This is a genomic window from Pedobacter psychrotolerans, assembly GCF_004340665.1.
GTDB lineage: Bacteria > Bacteroidota > Bacteroidia > Sphingobacteriales > Sphingobacteriaceae > Pedobacter > Pedobacter psychrotolerans.
This window is the reverse complement of the sequence record NZ_SLWO01000002.1, coordinates 858,645-880,357: the sequence shown is the minus strand read 5'-3', so window position 1 is coordinate 880,357 and position 21,713 is coordinate 858,645. Positions and strand designations below refer to the sequence as shown.

General features: G+C 38.3%; 14 protein-coding genes and 2 tRNA genes. 9 read left to right on the top strand and 7 right to left on the bottom strand.

Annotated elements, in window-relative coordinates:
* The 4 genes from EV200_RS07340 to EV200_RS07325 form a co-directional block, all read left to right on the top strand.
* On the top strand, positions 1-7,247 hold a 7,247-nt coding region (locus tag EV200_RS07340), incomplete at its 5' end, for a DUF7507 domain-containing protein (protein ID WP_132530610.1).
* Positions 7,248-7,265: 18 nt separating this feature from the next.
* Positions 7,266-8,279 carry a PorP/SprF family type IX secretion system membrane protein gene (locus tag EV200_RS07335; protein WP_132530608.1) on the top strand — a complete coding sequence of 338 codons (1,014 nt, stop codon included), beginning with the start codon at positions 7,266-7,268 and terminating at the stop codon, positions 8,277-8,279.
* A 25-nt stretch (positions 8,280-8,304) separates the two neighbouring features.
* The gene (locus EV200_RS07330; protein WP_132530606.1) at positions 8,305-10,263 is read left to right on the top strand and encodes an OmpA family protein; all 1,959 of its coding nucleotides are present in this window, start codon (positions 8,305-8,307) and stop codon (positions 10,261-10,263) included.
* 272 nt (positions 10,264-10,535) lie between these two features.
* On the top strand, positions 10,536-11,234 hold the full coding sequence (locus EV200_RS07325; protein WP_132530604.1) for a LytR/AlgR family response regulator transcription factor: 699 nt from the start codon (positions 10,536-10,538) through the stop codon (positions 11,232-11,234).
* 158 nt (positions 11,235-11,392) lie between these two features.
* On the opposite strand, the gene EV200_RS07320 is transcribed toward EV200_RS07325, so the two are convergent.
* The 5 genes from EV200_RS07320 to EV200_RS07300 form a co-directional block, all read right to left on the bottom strand.
* Positions 11,393-12,517, bottom strand: coding sequence for a Fic family protein (locus EV200_RS07320; protein ID WP_132530602.1), 1,125 nt, complete (start codon positions 12,515-12,517; stop codon positions 11,393-11,395).
* Between the two features lie 218 nt (positions 12,518-12,735).
* Positions 12,736-12,809: transfer RNA gene (locus tag EV200_RS07315), tRNA-Asp, on the bottom strand.
* A 176-nt stretch (positions 12,810-12,985) separates the two neighbouring features.
* Positions 12,986-13,070: transfer RNA gene (locus EV200_RS07310), tRNA-Ser, on the bottom strand.
* Positions 13,071-13,258: 188 nt separating this feature from the next.
* Positions 13,259-14,689, bottom strand: coding sequence for a pyruvate kinase (pyk, locus tag EV200_RS07305; protein ID WP_132530600.1), 1,431 nt, complete (start codon positions 14,687-14,689; stop codon positions 13,259-13,261).
* A gap of 151 nt (positions 14,690-14,840) precedes the next feature.
* On the bottom strand, positions 14,841-15,260 hold the full coding sequence (locus EV200_RS07300) for an IPExxxVDY family protein (protein WP_132530598.1): 420 nt from the start codon (positions 15,258-15,260) through the stop codon (positions 14,841-14,843).
* A gap of 157 nt (positions 15,261-15,417) precedes the next feature.
* On the opposite strand from EV200_RS07300, the gene EV200_RS07295 reads away from it, so the two are divergent.
* From EV200_RS07295 to rnc, 3 genes are all read left to right on the top strand, one after another.
* On the top strand, positions 15,418-15,654 hold the full coding sequence (locus EV200_RS07295; protein ID WP_008508386.1) for an acyl carrier protein: 237 nt from the start codon (positions 15,418-15,420) through the stop codon (positions 15,652-15,654).
* A gap of 21 nt (positions 15,655-15,675) precedes the next feature.
* Entirely contained in the window at positions 15,676-16,929 is a 1,254-nt protein-coding gene (gene fabF / locus EV200_RS07290; protein ID WP_029287176.1) for a beta-ketoacyl-ACP synthase II, read from the top strand.
* A gap of 94 nt (positions 16,930-17,023) precedes the next feature.
* Positions 17,024-17,752, top strand: a complete 729-nt coding sequence (gene rnc / locus EV200_RS07285; protein ID WP_132530596.1) for a ribonuclease III — start codon at positions 17,024-17,026, stop codon at positions 17,750-17,752.
* Here rnc and EV200_RS07280 read toward each other — a convergent pair whose 3' ends face one another.
* Positions 17,753-18,475, bottom strand: coding sequence for a hypothetical protein (locus EV200_RS07280; protein ID WP_132530594.1), 723 nt, complete (start codon positions 18,473-18,475; stop codon positions 17,753-17,755).
* A gap of 936 nt (positions 18,476-19,411) precedes the next feature.
* Positions 19,412-19,966 (bottom strand): hypothetical protein, encoded by a 555-nt coding sequence (locus EV200_RS07275; RefSeq protein ID WP_132530592.1) that lies wholly within the window; start codon positions 19,964-19,966, stop codon positions 19,412-19,414.
* Between the two features lie 208 nt (positions 19,967-20,174).
* On the opposite strand from EV200_RS07275, the gene EV200_RS07270 reads away from it, so the two are divergent.
* A complete protein-coding gene (locus EV200_RS07270) occupies positions 20,175-21,038 on the top strand; it encodes a YicC/YloC family endoribonuclease (RefSeq protein ID WP_132530590.1) in 864 nt (287 codons plus the stop codon).
* A gap of 69 nt (positions 21,039-21,107) precedes the next feature.
* The gene (gene gmk, locus EV200_RS07265; RefSeq protein WP_132530588.1) at positions 21,108-21,677 is read left to right on the top strand and encodes a guanylate kinase; all 570 of its coding nucleotides are present in this window, start codon (positions 21,108-21,110) and stop codon (positions 21,675-21,677) included.
* Positions 21,678-21,713: the final 36 nt, after the last annotated feature.

Genomic DNA, 21,713 nt, shown 5'->3' with positions numbered 1-21,713 from the left:
TAACGTATAGCATTGACGGCAGCAACTATCAGGCTTCGACCACTTTTAATAATGTAGCTTCGGGTACCTATTCAGTAACGGTAAGAAACAGCGATGGCTGTACTTCTGCTGCGACGAGTATTACGATTAATGCACAACCCGCCACACCAGCTGCACCAACAGCTACTGTTATACAACCTACCTGCACCACAGCAACAGGCACTATTACAGTTTCTGCGCCAACAGGATCAGGCTTAACGTATAGCATTGACGGCACGAACTATCAGGCTTCGACCACTTTTAATAATGTAGCTTCGGGTACCTATTCAGTAACGGTAAGAAATAGCGATGGCTGTACTTCTGCTTCGACCAGCGTCACGATTGATGCACAACCCGCCACACCAGCTGCACCAACGGCTACCGCGGTACAACCTACCTGTACTTCAGCGACCGGAACCATCACGGTAACTGCGCCAACGGGTTCAGGCTTAACCTATAGCATTGACGGAACAAACTATCAGGCTTCGGCAACTTTTAATAATGTTTCTTCGGGCACTTATTCGGTAACAGTAAGAAACAGCGATGGTTGTACTTCTGCTTCGACCAGCATCACGATTAATGCACAACCGGCCACGCCAGCTGCACCAACGGCTACTGCGGTACAACCTACTTGTACCACGGCCACAGGCAGCATCACGGTAACTGCGCCAACAGGATCAGGCTTAACGTATAGCATTGACGGCAGCAACTATCAGGCTTCGACCACTTTTAATAATGTAGCTTCGGGTACCTATTCAGTAACGGTAAGAAACAGCGATAGCTGTACTTCTGCTTCGACCAGCATCACGATTAATGCACAACCCGCCACACCAGCTGCACCAACAGCTACTGCGGTACAACCTACCTGCACCACAGCAACAGGCACTATTACAGTTTCTGCGCCAACAGGTTCAGGCTTAACTTATAGCATTGACGGAACCAACTATCAGGCATCTACCACTTTTAATATTGTAGCTTCAGGTACTTATTCAGTAACGGTAAGAAACAGCGATGGCTGTACTTCTGCTTCGACCAGTATCACTATTAATGCACAACCTGCCACACCAGCTGCACCAATGGCTACTGCGGTACAACCTACCTGTACTTCAGCGACCGGAACCATTACGATAAGTGCGCCAACAGGTTCAGGTTTAGAATATAATATTGATGGTGGTACATACCAAGCTTCAACAGTATTTAATAATGTTGAAGTCGGTAGCCATACTATTTTATCTAGAGATACAAATAATGGGTGTGTTTCTTTACCTACAACTATTATGATAGATATGGCTAATTGCCCAGCCATCCGTTTAACTAAAACCGGAACATTTGCTGATGCAAATGCCAACGGCAAAGCCGAAGTAGGCGAGACGATCAACTACACCTTTAAGTTAGAGAACACAGGAAACGTAACAGTAAGTGACCTAAACATCACCGATACAAAAGTTACGGTAACAGGTGGCCCGATCACTTTGGCACCTGGTGCAACAGATAACAGTACTTTCACAGCCGCTTACACCATCACACAAGCTGATGTGGATGCTGGAAGAGTAGACAATCTGGCTACGGCTACAGGTAAAGATCCAAAAGGCAACCCAGTTACTGATGATTCAGAAAGCGGTAACCCAGCTGATCCGAATAACCCGGCTACCCCGGCTTGTCCAACCTGTACCATTACGCCATTGCCATCAAGTCCAGCCATCCGCCTGACCAAAACCGGATCATTTGCTGATGCGAACAATAACGGCAAGGCTGAAGTAGGCGAGACGATCAACTACACATTCAAAGTAGAGAACCCAGGAAACGTAACAGTAAGTGACATCAAAATCACGGACACTAAAGTTACGGTAACAGGCGGCCCGATCACTTTGGCCCCTGGTGCAACTGATAACAGCACTTTCACTGCGGCTTACACAATCACACAAGCTGATGTTGATGCTGGAAGAGTAGATAACCTGGCAACAGGTACGGGTAAAGATCCGAAAGGCAACAACGTTACTGATGATTCAGAAAGCGGTAACCCTGCCGATCCAAACAACCCGGTTACCCCGGCTTGTCCGACTTGTACCATTACCCCATTACCATCAAGTCCAGCCATCCGTTTAACCAAAACTGGATCATTTGCTGATGCGAACAATAACGGCAAGGCTGAAGTAGGCGAGACGATCAACTACACATTCAAAGTAGAGAACCCAGGTAACGTAACGGTAAGTGACATCAAAATCACGGACACTAAAGTTACGGTAACAGGCGGCCCGATCACTTTGGCCCCTGGCGCAACAGATAACAGTACTTTCACTGCGGCTTACACGATTACGCAAGCTGATGTGGATGCTGAAAGAGTGGACAATTTGGCTACGGCTACGGGTAAAGATCCGAAAGGAAACAACGTTACTGATGATTCAGAAAGCGGTAACCCTACTGATCCGAACAACTCGGCTACCCCGGCTTGTTCGACCTGTACCGTAACGCCATTGCCATCAAGTCCAGCCATCCGTTTAACTAAAACCGGAACATTCGCTGATACGAACAATAACGGCAAGGCTGAAGTAGGCGAGACGATCAATTATACGTTCAAGGTAGAAAACACAGGTAATGTTACGGTAAGTGATATTAAAATCACGGATACTAAAGTTACGGTAACAGGTGGGCCAATCACGCTTGCACCTGGTGCAGTTGACGCAAATAGTTTCACTGCGGTCTACACCATTACGCAGGCTGATGTGGATGCGGGAAGAGTAGATAACCTGGCTACGGCTACTGGTAAAGATCCAAAAGGCAACAACGTTACTGATGATTCAGAAAGCGGTAACCCAGCTGATCCGAACAACCCGGCTACCCCGGCCTGTCCGACTTGTACCATTACCTCATTACCATCAAGCCCAGCCATCCGTTTAACTAAAACCGGAACATTTGCTGATGCGAACAATAACGGCAAGGCTGAAGTAGGCGAGACGATCAACTACACCTTTAAGGTAGAGAACACAGGTAACGTAACGGTAAGCGATATTAAAATCACCGATACGAAAGTTACAGTAACAGGTGGTCCAATCACATTGGCCCCTGGCGCAACGGATAACAGCACTTTCACTGCGGCTTACACAATCACACAAGCTGATGTTGATGCTGGAAGAGTAGATAACCTGGCAACAGGTACGGGTAAAGATCCGAAAGGCAACAACGTTACTGATGATTCAGAAAGCGGTAACCCTGCCGATCCAAACAACCCGGTTACCCCGGCTTGTCCGACTTGTACCATTACCCCATTACCATCAAGTCCAGCCATCCGTTTAACCAAAACTGGATCATTTGCTGATGCGAACAATAACGGCAAGGCTGAAGTAGGCGAGACGATCAACTACACATTCAAAGTAGAGAACCCAGGTAACGTAACGGTAAGTGACATCAAAATCACGGACACTAAAGTTACGGTAACAGGCGGCCCGATCACTTTGGCCCCTGGCGCAACAGATAACAGTACTTTCACTGCGGCTTACACGATTACGCAAGCTGATGTGGATGCTGAAAGAGTGGACAATTTGGCTACGGCTAAGGGTAAAGATCCGAAAGGAAACAACGTTACTGATGATTCAGAAAGCGGAAACCCAGCTGATCCGAGTAACCCTAATAACCCGGCTTGTCCAACTTGTACGGTTACACCATTGCCATCAAGTCCTGCTATCCGCCTGACCAAGACCGGATCATTTGCTGATGCGAATAATAACGGTAAGGCAGAAGTAGGTGAGACGATCAACTATACCTTTAAAGTAGAAAATACAGGTAACGTAACGGTAAGTGATATTAAAATCCAGGATACGAAAGTGACCATAATAGGTGGTCCAATTACTTTGGCACCTGGTTCAATGGATAATACCACTTTCACTGCAGCTTATACCATTACGCAAGCCGATGTGGATGCGGGAAGAGTAGATAATCTTGCCACAGGTATGGGTAAAGATCCAAAAGGCAACAACGTGACTGATGATTCAGAAAGTGGAAACCCAGCTGATCCAAATAACCCGGCTACGCCTGCTTGTCCAACCTGTACCATTACCCCATTACCATCAAGTCCAGCCATCCGTTTAACTAAAACCGGAACATTTGCTGATGCAAATGCCAACGGCAAAGCCGAAGTAGGAGAGACGATCAACTACACCTTCAAGGTAGAGAACACGGGTAACGTATTGGTGAGTGACATTAAAATCACGGATACTAAAGTTACGGTAACAGGTGGTCCGATCACGCTTGTACCTGGTGCAACGGATAACAGTACTTTCACTACAGCTTATACCATCACGCAAGCTGATGTTGATGCAGGCCGTGTAGATAACCTGGCAACAGGTACGGGTAAAGATCCGAAAGGGAATACGATTACTGATGATTCAGAAAGTGGTAACCCTGCCGATCCAAACAACCCGGTTACCCCGGCTTGTCCAACCTGTACGGTTACGCCATTACTTTCAAGTCCAGTTATCCGCCTGACCAAGACCGGATCATTTAATGATGCAAATGGCAATGGTAAGGCAGAGGTCGGCGAGACAATCAACTATACTTTTAAAGTAGAGAACACAGGTAACGTAACGGTGAGTGACATTAAAATCACGGATACTAAAGTTACGGTAACAGGTGGTACGATCACGCTTGCACCTGGTGCAACTGATAACAGTACTTTCACGGCAACTTACACGATTACACAAGCTGATGTTGATGCTGGCCGAGTAGACAACCTGGCCACAGCCACAGGTAAAGATCCAAAAGGCAATCTGGTTACTGATGATTCAGAAAGTGGAAACCCAGCTGATCCAAATAACCCGGCTACCCCGGCTTGTCCAACTTGTACCATTACGCCATTGCCATCAAGTCCGGCCATCCGTTTAACAAAAACCGGATCATTCGCTGATGCGAACAATAACGGCAAGGCTGAAGTAGGCGAGACAATCAACTATACTTTTAAAGTAGAGAACACAGGTAACGTAACGGTGAGTGACATTAAAATCACGGATACTAAAGTTACGGTAACAGGTGGTACGATCACGCTTGCACCTGGTGCAACTGATAACAGTACTTTCACGGCAACTTACACGATTACACAAGCTGATGTTGATGCTGGCCGAGTAGACAACCTGGCCACAGCCACAGGTAAAGATCCAAAAGGCAACCCGGTTACTGATGATTCAGAAAGCGGTAACTCTGCTGATCCGAATAACCCTAGTAACCCGGCTTGTCCAACTTGTACCACTACTCCATTACCTTCAAGCCCGGCTATTCGTTTAACCAAAACCGGATCATTCGCTGATGCGAACAATAACGGCAAGGCTGAAGTAGGTGAGATGATTAATTATACATTTAAGGTAGAGAACACAGGTAATGTAACGGTAAATGATATTAAAATCACGGACACTAAAGTCACGGTAACAGGTGGCCCGATCACTTTGGCACCTGGTGCGGTAGACGCAACCAGCTTCACCGCTGTTTATACGATTACGCAAGCTGATGTTGATGCAGGCCGTGTAGATAACCTGGCCACAGGTACGGGTAAAGATCCGAAAGGTAACAACGTGACTGATGATTCAGAAAGCGGTAACCCTGCTGATCCGAACAATCCTAATACCCCTGCTTGTCCGACCTGTACAGTAACGCCATTACCATCAAGTCCTGCTATACGCCTGATTAAAACAGCTGTCTTTGCTGATGCTAACGGAGATGGAAGAGCGCAGGTAGGTGAGAAAATCAATTATACGTTCAAAGTAGAAAACACTGGTAACGTAACGATAAATGGTATCCGCATTACAGATGCGAAGGTAACGGTAGTTGGCGGACCAGTAACGCTGGCTCCTGGTCAGGTAGATGCAACCAGCTTTACCGCTGTTTATACAATTACGCAAGCTGATGTTGATGCAGGTCGTGTAGACAACATAGCCACAGGTACTGGTAAGGATCCAAAAGGGAATACAGTTACTGATGATTCAGAAAGTGGTAACCCTGCCGATCCAAATAACCCGGCTAGCCCGACTTGTCCAACCTGTACCATTACGCCACTTCCACAAATCAGTAGCCTTGCGCTGGTTAAAACAGTTACCAATACAGGTACAGGCTTAAATGGAAGTTTTGTGCTCGGAAATAGTATTGAATATTCATTTACGATCACCAATACCGGAACTACTGTATTAAACAATATCGTTTTGAATGACCCAATCATAACAAATACAGCAATTAATATACCTGGAGTTCTATCTCCAGGTGCTGCTGTAACTGTTAAACGGACCTATTTGGTTACATCAACAGATATCAATCGCGGAAACGTAACAAACACAGCAACTGTAACCTCAAAAGATGGATCAGGTAAAACAGTTACCGATGTTTCTGGATCAGGTGTGAATAATGATAATCCAACAGTTACCAAACTGGAGCTTCCACCGGTTGCCACGAATGACAATGCCACCACCATACAAGGTGTTCCGGTTACCATTCCAATATTAACAAATGATATCCCTGGAAGTACTCCGCTGGATCCGCTTACAATAGTCATCATTACGCCTCCGGCACATGGTACTTTAACCATCAACAAAGATGGAACAGTTACTTATGTCCCAGATCCTAATTATAGCGGCCCTGATAGCTTTGTTTATTCGGTGAAAGACCAGTCTGGTGTAACATCCAATCCTGCGACAGCCAATATCACCATAACGAGTACAATACCAGTTGCGGTGAACGATGCGACTAAAACAGGATTTAATACATCTGTACAAATGGACATATTGGGTAATGACAGGGGAGACGGTTCTACGATAGATCGAAGCAGTATTCAGATTATTACCCAGCCAAAAAATGGTAGCGTAAAAGTAAATACGGATGGTACGGTAGTATATACGCCTAATCCGGGCTTCACAGGAGTGGATACTTTTATCTATCGGGTTAAAGATGCCAATGGAAACTTTACAAATGAAGCTACAGGAACCATCACCATAGAAGGGTTCTTTATTCCGAATGTTTTCACGCCAAATGGCGACGGTAAGAATGATACATTCTTCATTGTTGGGTTGGAGGCTTATGATTCAGTAGATATCGAAATCTATAATCGTTGGGGTAATCAGGTTTACAGAATGAAGGGATATAAAAATGACTGGACAGGTTACGGATTAAATGAAGGTACTTACTTCTATAAGATCACACTTAAAAAAGGCGGCACTTCACAAACCGTTGCCGGACCAGTTTTATTAAAAAGATAATACTAAACAGAATCAACGATGAAGAAGCCTGTTATAAAAAAAGCCTTACTTGCAGCAACAATAGTTTTGTTGCTAAAACTGCCGGTAATGGCACAGCAAAATATCCAGTTTTCACAATACATATTCAATTCATTAAGTGTAAATCCGGCTTATGCAGGTTATAAAGAAGAACTCTTTGCTCAACTTGCACTCCGTACACAATGGGCTGGATTAAAGGGAGCGCCACAAACTGGGCAACTTTCTTTGGATGGTGTGACGGAGAGTACGAAGAAAAATGTAGGCTTAGGTGTTCAGATTACAGCAGATAAGCTTGGATCCCAGACAGCAAACTCCATTTACTTAAATTATGCCTACCGCATAAGGTTAAACAGTGACGATACCAAACGGCTTAGCTTTGGCTTAGGTGCGGGTGTAACCAACTATGCTATTGATGGTACATCATTACGTCCTGTTGAACAGGATGACCCCACCGTTACCAATGGCAGTCTGAGTAGCTTTATACCAGATGCGCGGTTTGGAGTCTATTACAGTAGCCCCCGGTATTATGTTGGGGCATCTGTAATGGATTTGTTCTCTGGTGATGTATCAAATGATATATTTAACTGGGATACCGCGACACAACAAAACATTAAGCGCAAACGCCATTATTACATCATGACAGGTGCTTTGTTTGAACTATCAGAAGGATTGAAACTCAGACCAAGTTTGTTATGGAAAGAGGACTTTAAGGGCCCCAGCAGTTTGGATCTTAATGCCATGTTCGTATTTGCTGATAAATTTTGGATTGGTGGTGGAATACGTACAGGTGTTAACCTTTGGGATAAAGAATTCAGACAGGGACAAACGTTGAGCAATTCCAATTCCTTGTCAGGTATTGTACAATTCTATGCATCTAATCGATTTAGAATAGGCTATTCATATGACTATATCACCAGTGGGTTGAGTAGTGTACAAAATGGTTCACATGAAATCACCCTTGGCTTAACCTTTCCATCAAAGTTAAACCGTTTGCTTAGCCCACGCTTCTTTTAATTCAGTATCATAACCAGTATAAGTCATGAATATAAATTTAAAATACATCTTACTTCCTCTTTTTGCTGCAATGTTTTTTTGTAATGAAGGCAAAACACAGGAACAACTTTCTTTAAGGGATAAGGCAAAACTTAAGTATGACAGTTACGATTATGCTCAAGCCATTCCAACCTATCTTAAACTGGTGGATGTAAAAAATCCGAGAATGACTGATATTGAAAAACTCGCTTATTGTTATGATCAGATCAACGATTATGAAGCTGCTGAAAATTGGTTTTCCCGATTAATTACCTTTCCAGAAAGTAAAGATGAAAACCTACTGGCTTACGGTGCCGTACTTAAATCTAACCTTCGTTACAAGGAAGCAAAAAAGGTATTTGAAAGTTATGCGCAAAAAACTGGTGATCATAAAAAGGTGCTTAACGATATAATGGGATGTGATTCAGCTCAAGTCTGGTTATCTAAACCCACGGCTCATGTGCTTAACAATGAAGCTTCTGTAAATACGGCAAATGCTGAGTTCAGTGTATTTCCAATGGTTGGAAATGCTTACTACACTGGAGAGGCAGAAACCAGTGAATCTATTAAAATATCAGGAAGAACCGGCAATCCGTATCTGCGTATTTTTAAAGCTGAAATGGCTGAGAACAGTACACTAAGTATGCCAACTCTTGATGCTGCTTCTTATAATATAGGAACTTATCATATTGGTCCTGTTGCCAGTAATAGGGCAGGAGATATGCTTTTTGTGTCTCGTACATATGTAGGTAAAAAGGACAGCGAAATTGAGAAGGTTGGAAATAGAAAGTTTAGAACAAATAATATAGAGCTTTTTATTTACACAAAAAAAGGTGACCAATGGGAAATGAAACCTTTTCCATATAATAATGTATCCAAATACTCACTTGGGCAGGCTTGCCTGAGCCTGGATGAAAAAACTTTATATTTTTCTTCTGATATGCCAGGCACAATGGGAAGTACCGATATCTGGTACAGTACTTTACAAAGCGATGGCGGCTGGAGTAAGCCAGAAAATGCGGGTAAAGATATAAATACCAGTGGCAGCGAGATGTTTTCAGAGATAGGTGTAGATGGCCAGTTATATTATTCCAGCAATGGTTTACCGGGCATGGGTGGCTTGGATATATTCGTTGCCAAAGGCGAACAACATAGCTGGACTACCCCAATCAACCTGCATTACCCTATTAATTCACCTGGTGATGATTTTGCCTTTATAAGAATGTCTTTACCTTCAGCAGATTTAGGAACAGGTTACCTGTCTTCTAACCGGAAGGGGGGAAAAGGTAATGATGATATTTATAGTTTTGGTATTCAAAAACCAAAAATTATTCTCGCTTTAAAGGGAGTTACATTTGATAAAACCACGAGAGCCATACTTCCGCTTACTGATGTAACACTTATGGCCGATGCACGACGGGTTGTCGGCAAACAATTAACTGCAGATTCTAGCAAGTACTTTTTTGAACTGGATCAAAATACAAATTATACCTTGCTTGGGCAAAAAACAAGATATTACAGTGACTCTACACTTGTAACTACTGTTGGTTTAACCAAATCTGATACATTAGAAGTGAACCTCTATTTACAGCCACTTTTTGTGGTAGGAACGAAGATCGAAATTAAAAATATTCATTATGATTTTGATAAAGACAATATCAGGCCCGATGCTGCAAAAATCTTAGATGAAACAGTTCGGATTATGAGAGATAATCCCACACTGGAAATTGAAATGGGATCGCATACAGATAGCAGAGGCGTAGACATTTACAATATAGATCTTTCACAAAGAAGGGCACAATCTGCTGTGAACTATTTAGTAAGCAGAGGTATTGACAGGAGTAGGATGAAGGCTAAAGGTTATGGTGAAACTCAATTGTTAAACAGATGTAAGAATGGGGTTGCATGCTCTGTGGCTGAACATCAGGCGAATAGAAGGACCGAATTTAAGATCGTAAAATATTAAGGTATTTATAAAACCCTATGCATTAAACCAATGCATAAGGTGAGGTACAAGACTATAAGTTCGGGATAAATTGCTTGCTTTAGAAGTTAGTTGATTAGCTATAAATGGATGATTACAGTTCTGGTAAACCAAGCTTATTTTTAGATCATCATTAAAGGCTAATATAAAAAGCTAGCTATAGTGTTGAAGGTATTATGGCTGCTAGATAGATTTATGATGAAGATATTCTTTCGTTGTAACCGTATTATGTATGTTAGTATAATATGTATTTAATGAATTGCTTAATTGTTGATGATAACCAGATTTTTAGACTGCTGCTTAAAAAATTAATAGCCATGGATAGTTCACTTGTGCTTGTTGCAGAATGTGAAAATGCAATGGAAGCGCATCATCATATTATGAACAATCAGGTTGACATCATTTTTCTTGACATTATGATGCCGGGTATGAGTGGACTTGAACTGGCAAAAATTCTGGAAGATAAGCCCCCACTAATCATTTTCACTACATCCGTGGCAGAGCATGCCGTAGAGGCTTTTAGCCTAAATGTAGTTGATTTTTTGCTGAAGCCAATTTCACCGGCAAGATTTTTAAAATCTATTGAAAAAGCTAAAACAGCTAATCATAAACAACAAACGAGTAGTGATACGCATTTTCCTGAATTTATATTTATCAGAGATTCTAATACTGTACGAAGGGTAAAAGTTACAGATATTTTATATTTTGAAGCCATCGGCGATTATGTTAAGATTCAATTGATTGGAAATATCGATTATTCCATTCACTCCTCATTAAAGAATATTGAAACCAAGTTGCCTCAGCAAGTCTTTTTGCGGGTGCACCGCTCCTTTATAATTAACCTGAGTAAAATAGATGGTATTGAGGGTAAGACATTAATTCTCGACAAAAACCTGATTCCTGTATCAGATAGTTACAAGGCTAATCTCAATAAATCTATGAAGTTTTTGTAAAAACAAAAGCCTCAACTTTTTCAAGTTAAGGCTTTTGTTGCGGAAATGAATCTTATTTGATTAAGATGATAGTGGCATTAAAGCTTCGTTCTAATTAATTTCTATCCTTTTTGTATTTAACTTAAATGATGTTTTGACTAATTTAAATGAAATTTTATTTAACTAAAATATGCTAAATAATCCTTGAATACATACAATTTCCCACGTTGAGCGCCAGTAACTTCTTTTAAAATGTTTAGTTTTTCTAAATCTGCAAGCAATTTATAGCCAGTAGCTGCAGACATTCCTGTTACGGATGAAACCATTTGAGCTTGAATTATTGGTCTTTGATATAGATATAACATTATTTTCTGTGCATTGCCAGCTTTACTTCCCAGTGTTTGAATTTTAGCATCTATTTGTTTTTGTAATTGTAAAATTCCATCAAAAGTCTTAATTCCATTTGTTGCTGTTTCTATTATACCTACCAGAAAGAATTTAAACCATTTTGTGAGATTTCCCTTAAGTCTTACATCCATTAAATTATCATAATACAAACCTCTATTTCTTTCCAAAAAATCAGAAAGATATAATATTGGTTTTTTTAAAATTCCTTTGGACACTAGGTAAAGAGTTATCATTAATCTTCCCACTCTACCGTTGCCGTCCAAAAATGGGTGAATGGTTTCAAACTGATAATGTATTAATGCTATTTTCAATAAGTCTGGGAGATGATTTAATTCATCATTAGCAAACTTTTCAATGTCAGACATTAAGTCTGAAATTGAACTGTGAACGGGCGGAATAAACGTAGCATCATTTATGCTTGCACCTCCAATCCAGTTTTGACTAACCCTGAAATCTCCTGGTTGTTTATGCTCCCCACGAACACCTTGAAGCAAAATTTTATGTGTGTCTCTAATTAACCTAGATGAAAACGGCAGGCGATGTAAAAGTTCGATGGCTTTGTTCATAGCTTCAATATAATTTTGAACTTCTTCCCAATCGCTTCTTTTTTCTTGTGATACCTCATCTCTCTCTAAGAATACTTCCTCAACATTAGTTTGAGTACCCTCTATCTTACTAGATTGAGTAGCTTCTTTTGCAATATGCATACTGATGAACATATCAATGTTAGGGATGTATTCTGAATACATATCCAACCTCCCTAGTTGTCTGTCTGCTTTACTTAATAGATAAATTATTTCAATATTATCAATATGCCATTCTCTATTGATTGTATTGGGTTGAAAACTTTTGTAATACCCTTGATTGATATAAACACCTGGATTAAAAACTTTCATTATTTTAAAATTTAATAACAAAGTTAGTGCTTATTTTAATTTTTATCATAAAATTAAAATAAGAAAGCACCTTATTTTAATTTTATGGATAAAACTAAATTAGCATCCGTGCTTAATTTAATTTCAGTAAAATTTAGAGTTTGTTTAGAAAGGATCAGAATTATTTTAAAATTATAAAGGCTTAAACATTTGTTTAAGCCTTTATAATTTTATTAAAGCGGAATGGACGGGACTCGAACCCGCGACCTCCTGCGTGACAGGCAGGCATTCTAACCAGCTGAACTACCACTCCTTTTGTTCAGTTTAAAGTTGAACCTCTTCTCTTTCGAGGATGCAAACATAGAAACTATATCTCGTTTATTTGCATAACCAATCATTTTTTTAGCTGATATTTTATAACTCATTGAGTGTTATTGTAAATAATTTAACAGAACATAAAATTCAAGTTAAATAATCAGCTTATTGGTGCGGAGAGGGCGGGATTCGAACCCGCGGTACCTTGCAGTACACACGCTTTCCAAGCGTGCTCGATCGACCACTCTGACACCTCTCCGTTTTTTTAGTGGAGTGCAAAAATATAGTTTTTATTGAGATTTACATTAATAATTTAAAGAATCAAATAACTAATATTTCAGTCTTCTAAAAATTAAAGAATATCGCTGACAGGTTTCCTTAAAGAATAAAAAATAAAGAAAAAAAACGCCTTGCAGTACAAGGCGTTTAGTATTAAATATTTTATGATTAATCAATCACTGTGATTTTTAACATGTTTGTTTTGCCTTTCGCATCGATTGGAATTGCGGCAGTATTAATAATAATATCACCTTGTTTAACCAGTTTCTTGCTTTTTAAGAACTCGTTAACCTCAATGATGGTATTATCTGTGCTCTCCCATTTATCATAGTAGAAACCTCTAACGCCCCAAAGTAAACTAACTGCGTTTAATAAAGATCTGTTGCTGGTAAAGATAAAGGTTAAAGCTTCTGGTCTATGGCTTGAAATTTCAAAGGCTGTATAACCGCTTAAAGTCATTGAAACAATACCAACAGCATTGGTTTGTTTAGCTAAGAAACAAGCCGAATCACAAATTGCATCACTTAAGAATGATGGTGACTTTGGTTTTAGGAATTTATCCGGATTAAAAGGATAATTGTTTTGCTCGATGTTTTGAATGATTTTCTGCATCGTTTCGATTACGATTAAAGGAAATTCTCCAACAGAAGTTTCACCACTTAACATTACCGCATCTGCACCATCTAAAACCGAGTTAGCCACATCATTCACTTCCGCACGAGTAGGGCGGGGAGTTGTAATCATGCTTTCCAACATTTGAGTTGCCACAATTACAGGTTTAGAAGCTGCTCTACATTTAGCCACAATCATTTTCTGTAACAATGGAACTTCTTCCATCGGACATTCAACACCCAAATCACCACGTGCAACCATAATACCATCAGAAACTGCAATAATCTCATCGATATTGGCAATTGCTTCTGGTTTCTCAATTTTAGCAATTACACGAGCCGTTTTACCACGTTCTGCAATGATTTTTTTAAGCTCGATAATATCATCTGCTTTACGAACAAATGATAAACCAATCCATTCCACATCATTTTCAAGAACGAATTCTAAATTCTCCCGATCTTCTGGAGTTAAGGATGGGATAGAAACTTTTGTATTAGGAAGGTTTACGCCTTTTCTTGATGTTAAGATACCTCCATGAACAATTTCGCAAACAACTTCATCTTTTAAATTGGTAGAAATTACTTTCATTTGCAGCTTGCCATCATCCAAAAGGATAATCTCGCCAGCCTGTACATCCTGAGGAAAACTTTGATAAGTAATGTAAATGCGTTCCTCATTACCAATACATTCGTTAGTGGTAATTACAGTAGTTTTGCCATTAATCAGGTTGATACCGCCTTCTTTTACTAAACCAATACGGATTTTTGGGCCTTGTAAATCGGCAAGGATACCCACATTATAATCGTATTTTTTGTTCAGATCTTTAATTGTATCTAAAACGGCTTGGTGATCTGCCTGAGATCCATGTGAAAAGTTTAAGCGGCAAACATCTAAGCCAGCGTTAAACATACTATATAATACTTCTGGTTTTGCTGATGCGGGCCCAAGCGTGGCAACAATTTTGGTTCTCGAATGAAAAGGTTTCATTTAATTAATTGATTTTAACAATGCAGTTAATTGTAGCGCTAATTATTGTATAAAAATAATTAAACTGCATTAAGTTTTATATATTTTGTTCTTTGTTTCGTCGTTTATAACCCTCAAATATAGTGTATTTAATACACCAAGTATATAATTTTTATATTACCAAATTCTCCTTACTCTTCAATTTAGTCGGGTCAATTTTTGCAGCTACCTGTATATCAGGTAGTTTGTTAAGTCCGTTAATTAAATAATTCAAATCTTCCTGGTCAATAAATTCTTTTATAATGATGAAAAAATCCACATTTCCCATCTCTGGAACAAGTAGTCCGTCGCTACTTCTATTGCTAATCAAATAGTATTCTATTTCGCCTTGTTCTACAAAAAAATAATATTTAGAGAAGGCCCAGGCAGGTTGATCGATGTTAAAAAATATTTCATGGTCTTCTATTTTTTCGAATTGCGTGTTCAATCGCGTATTAATTTTGTGGCATAACACGTAGTCTTTCAGTGGTGCTGTGATCGCAATGAGTATAAAATCAAGGTCTAAGGTTAATTTCAGGTAAGTTCTGTTCAAATCGAAATAAATTATTTACAGAACGAAATTAAAAAACTAATTCTATATTCGCTTGTTATTTCAGAGCCAAATTAAGGTAGTGAAATAAAAACATTTGAAAATTGTAAGAATTTATTTTTCTTTGCACAGAATTATTTAACCATTAAATTATAAAATTATGTCTGATATTGCTTCAAGAGTTAAGGCTATTATCGTAGAAAAACTAGGTGTTGACGAAAGCGAAGTTACGCCAGAGGCTTCATTCACCAACGATTTGGGTGCAGATTCTTTAGATACCGTAGAATTGATTATGGAATTTGAAAAAGAATTTAATGTAGCTATTCCTGATGATCAGGCTGAAACCATCGGTACAGTTGGTCAAGCAATCGCTTATTTGGAAAAAAACGTTAAATAGAATTACGCTTTTTCAGTATAAATGGAATTAAAAAGAGTAGTAGTAACAGGGTTGGGTGCGCTCACTCCTATAGGCAATAATGTTCCCGAGTTTTGGGAAGGATTGACTAATGGGGTGAGTGGCGCTGCTCCTATTAAAGGTTTTGATACTGAAAAGTTTAAAACTAAATTTGCATGCGAGGTAAAAAACTTTAATCCGGAAGATTTTTTGGAGAAAAAGGAAGCTCGTAAGCTTGATCCATTTGTACAATATGCTTTAGTAGCTACAGATGAGGCTGTGAAGGACGGTGGTTTTGATTTTGAAAAATTAGATACCAACCGAATCGGCGTAATCTGGGGTGCTGGCATAGGTGGGTTAAAAACATTCCTGGATGAAATCTCTAATTTTGCAAAAGGAGATGGTACACCAAGATATAATCCATTTTTTATTCCTAAAATGATTATAGATATTGCTCCAGGGCATATCTCAATCAAATATGGCTTACGTGGGCCAAATTTTGCAACTGTTTCTGCCTGTGCTTCGTCAACCAATGCTATGATTGATGCATTTAACTATATCCGCTTGGGTATGGCTGATGTCATTATCAGTGGTGGTTCTGAAGCCATTATTAATGAAGCAGGAATGGGTGGTTTTAATGCCATGCATGCATTATCTACACGTAATGATGATCCAGCTACGGCTTCCCGTCCTTTTGATAAAGATCGTGATGGTTTTGTAGCAGGAGAAGGTGCAGGAACCATTATCCTGGAAGAACTTGAACACGCCAAAGCCAGAGGTGCAAAAATTTATGCAGAACTGGTAGGTGGAGGAATGAGTGCTGATGCTAATCACATCACCGCACCACATCCTGAAGGTTTAGGTGCCAGAATGGTGATGACTAACGCCCTTAAAGATGCAGGAATGACAACTGCTGATATAGACTATATCAATGTGCATGGTACTTCTACACCACTCGGTGATATTAGTGAAACCAAAGCCATAGGTACATTATTTGGTGAAGATGCTTACCGATTAAACATCAGTTCTACCAAATCAATGACAGGTCACCTTTTAGGGGCCGCTGGTGCTGTTGAAGCTATTGCCGCAATTCTAGCTGTTAAAAATGATATTGTTCCTCCAACAATTAATCACTTTACAGATGATCCTGCTTTTGATCCGAAATTAAATTTTACTTTCAACAAAGCTCAGAAACGTGAAGTTAGGGCAGCGCTAAGTAATACTTTTGGTTTCGGTGGTCACAATGCTTCAGTTATCTTCAAAAAATACGAAGATTAATTAAAATAGCCTTGTTATATAATTTTGTATGCTAAGTAAAAATAGATAACTTAGTTAAATATGCTCATTAGCCGTTAATTGTGTTATTTATTTAATGCCGATATTAAAATTATATAAACTTTATCTCTCTCCTGAAAAGGAGTTTGTTAAAAAGCTACGAAATATCTTAGGCTTTGTACCAGGAAATGTCACCCTTTATAAAATGGCGTTCAGGCATCGTTCTGTAGCAAAAGTTTTAAAAAATGGCAGTAGAAGCAGCAATGAACGTCTTGAATTTCTTGGCGATGCCGTACTTGGATCAGTAATTGCCGAATTACTTTTTAAACATTATCCTTATAAAGAAGAAGGTTTTTTAACCGAGATGCGATCGAAGATTGTAAATAGGGCAAACCTGAACCAACTTGCAAAAAAGATAGGCTTTGATAAGATGATTGAATTTGATCAAAGATCTGTAAGCATTCAAACCAAACATAATTCTATGTTGGGCGATGCTTTTGAAGCTATTATTGGTGCAATCTATATGGATAAAGGCTATAATTTCACCAAAGAATTCTTATTGCGCAGGATTGTTAAGCCGCACATCGACATTCATACCTTAGAACTTACCGAAACCAATTTTAAAAGTAAATTGATTGAGTGGTGCCAACGCCATGGTAAAGATGTGATGTTTGAATTGGTTCAAAATGGTGAAGGTGAAAGTGCAAAGCTTTTTACCATCAGCGCTTTAGTGGAGGGTGAAAAATTTGGTACGGGTAGGGATTACAATAAGAAAAATGCTGAAAAGCTAGCGGCAGAGAAAGCCTGCGAAGCTTTATCTATCTAATTAAGGCTTTAAATCATTCGTTTTTACCGGATTTTCTTCAAATTTCTTTGCAGATTCCTTAATGTATTTGATATAGTCATAAACGTTCCAGTGTTGCGCTTTTTCAAAATCAGGGCGATAATTAAGCATAAACGTTTCCAGATCTTTTCCCCTTAAATCAGTATTGTTCTGAATAATAGTGCCATTAAAATACTGATCGATTTGCGTTTGTTTTAATTCATTATCAGCATAACGATTAAATCTGCGTGCGTTCTTTGGGTCCTTACCAATTAGATTATACAGGCCATTTAAAGGATGAAAAACTGAAGACAGAACTGAAGATTTACCCCCATTATAAACACCTTTATTTCTGAAATCTCTTTTTAAATCTTCGAGGTCTTGCTTTTTAGTGCTTCCAACAATGGTTACTTCATCCAGCGTGGTACTGCCCCTTACCAGATAAATCAAAATATCTTGTGTACCACGAACAACAATTTGCTGATCATTTAAACTTCTCTTGGTAATTAGAAGCGTATCACCTACACGAGCCTGAATTTGAAAAAAGCCTAAATCATTACTGCCCACGCCAAGTTGGGTTCTTTGATTGGTGATCTCCGCCAATGCAACCCTGATATTTGTTCCCTTCTCAAAAACAACACCTTTGATAATCAGGTCTTGCGCCTTTAGCATATTACCAGTGAGCATAAGCAAAAGAAGTAGCAATGACAGTTTAAAAATCTTCATTAGGTATGTTTATTTACAGTTCAAATTTATCGTAAGCATTTTTCCAATTCAGAAAGTTTGTTGAGGCTTCAATAGGATCATAAAATACCTGAATCCGATATGTTTTGCCGTAAAAGTATGTTTTCTTTCAGTATTCTAGTCTAACAGCAGATAAATTTTGTTGTTTGTATTTAGTTATAAATTTACGTGGAAAAGATAGCTAATCATGCATATCGTTTCCAATGCTAATTGATAATATCGTTTCATATTAAGTAACGCCTATAGTGCACATTATGCTATACTCAACAGGCATTATTTTTTCTATAAAATTAATATTTGTTAACCTTCTTAATTGTTAATGAATGTTAATAATAATAAGAAAACTACTTGGTAGATTTTACTTAATATATTTGGTAATTGTATTTTTTGTACTCATGCGTATCATTCCTCCTTTACTCTGATAAATACAGCTATTTTGAAAATTCTAGACACGAAGCTTTAGTCTTTTTACTTTTCTACAAACGCAAAAAATGATACTTCGTTCGCTTATATTTAAATAGATCATCACAATTTGTTTCTAAATTCGATACTATTGTTAATCTACATTCTTAGGTTTAATTCATTAAGAAAGAAAAAGAATGAATAAATCTCTGTATTGGGTAGATTTATAGGTGCAGACAGAAGAGAAAGCTGTGACCATTTGTAGCCAAGCTGAAAAAGATCTAGCTGATGTTCATCCAGTTTTGATTTTTCTCGATAGAAAAATAAATAAGTACTCTCCTTTGAATCCATTTTTATAATGGTCAATTAAAATAAATTTGGATAGTTATTAAGGTTTTGGGATTGGTAGATGATATAACTCCTATAGAATTATTAGGAATAATCGACTTTTTGAATAACATAATGCCCTTATAAAGTGATTAACTTTTATAAGGGCATTTTATAAAATTTGCATTTCTAATTTACAGGCCAAATCATATTTACCCCAAAACCATTTTGAACGTTTATATAGTTCGAAATGCTTGAAACTTCTTGAATTACAGCATAGCTTAAATGATATCCATCGAATTCAGCTTGGCTATGAATGTAAAATATCTTATTCCCCATTCTAAAATATAACGCACCGTTGTATGAGATAATTCCATTATCTGGGCCAAGTTTTCCTCCAGTTAGATTATCCATAACATCAAACTCATTTTGTGTATAAATTCTAGAATAATATTGTTCTGGATGGCTAAATAGTCCCCAATAGGTATCTGTTGATACAACATGGTGAAATTTCCCTCCAACAAACCAATAAATTGCCCCCGTGAAATATATTCGTTCGTAGAAATTACCTTCTGTTAAATTCATTACTCTTCCAGGAAAGTTCAACTTAGTAAAATTCCAAGATGCATTTTCCTTTTTCTTGAATTCCCTATATGCGTTTTCAATAAAAGATCCTGCTTTAGAGTCTGTAAATGAGGTAATTAAAGTTATTACAATTACGCAAATAATTAGATTTTTTTTCATATTTAGATATTTATACCGCAATATATGTAGTATTTTTAAAACACAAGAATATATTTGAAATACTATAATTTGATGTGGTTTATTTTATAGCATAGTTTATAAATATGACAGAATAATTGATAAGGATCAAAATCTAATGCTAACTTATCATTCATAGATATTTTGTGTTATATCTTATTAATACCTACCTTTGCGCATGATAAAATCCATGACAGGATACGGCTTAGCCACAGCCGATTATGCAAATGCAAAGTATAGTGTCGAAATTAAATCGCTCAACAGTAAGTTTCTTGAACTCAATTTAAAATATCCAAAAGCTTTTTCAGATAAGGAATTGATTTTACGCAATGTATGCAGTAAAGATATTGAGCGTGGAAAAGTAAGTTTGAGCATTAATGTAGAACGTGCAGGTGGAGAAGTAACTGGCGCAACTATTAATACTGCTTTACTTAGCCATTACTACAATCAACTCCTAGCCCTTAATGAGGAATTAAATGCCGGAAGTAGTAATTTATTACAGACTGCTTTAACTTTTCCTGAAGTGATTAGCTATAAAGAGGAAAGCGTAAGTGAAGATGAATGGAATCATTTATATCAAATATTTACCACTGCCTTAACCAATTTCAATAAATTTAGAGAAGATGAAGGTTCTGTTTTAAAGGCAGATCTTGAACTCAGAATTAAAAATATTTTAGGTTACTTCAAATCTGTTGAAGAATTAGAGCCTAAAAGAATTACCGCCATTCGCGATAAATTTGCACAGTTTCTCGATGATGCTGTCGGGAAGGTAAATATCGATCAAAACCGGTTTGAGCAGGAGTTGATTTATTATATCGATAAAATTGATATCACTGAAGAAAAAACCAGATTAAAAAGTCATTGTGATTATTTTCTTCAAACCTTAACGAGTAAAGAGGCTAATGGTAAAAAATTAGGTTTTATCTCTCAGGAGATTGGACGAGAAATCAATACCATGGGTGCAAAAGCAAATGATGCTCAAATGCAACAATTTGTGGTGGGAATGAAAGAAGAATTAGAAAAAATTAAAGAACAATTACTGAACGTATTATAGAAAGTTTAAAGCTTAAAGCTCAAAGATTAAAGCTTTGAGCTTTCGGCTTTGGTCTTTAATCTTAAAAAAATGAAACAAGGGAAATTAATCATATTTTCGGCACCATCAGGAGCTGGTAAAACTACAATTGTACATCATCTCTTAAAAAAGTTTCCGGAATTGAGCTTTTCAATTTCAGCTACAACAAGAGAACTAAGAGGTGATGAAACCCATGAAAATGATTATTATTTCATTACAAAGGAAGAGTTTTTACATAAAGTAGCCCATCAGGAATTTGTAGAGTTTGAAGAAGTTTATAATGGAACTTTTTACGGCACCTTGCGTTCGGAAATTGAACGCATCTGGGAAAACAACCAGCACGTTATTTTTGATATTGATGTAGAGGGTGGAATTCGTTTAAAAAGAAAATATGAAGAAGATGCTTTAGCTATTTTTGTTCAGCCACCATCTTTAGAGGTTTTGAAAGAGCGTTTAAGTGGTCGGGGAACGGATAGCCAGGAAAAACTTCAGGAACGTTTTATCAAGGCTGAAAAGGAATTGCTTTACGCAGATAAGTTTGATGTGATCTTAAAAAATTATGATTTGGCTACAGCCTGTGCAGAAGCAGAGCAGTTGGTGAGAGATTTCTTGAAGAAATAACTATCCTAATTTGATTTAATTAAATAAATCCGTCAT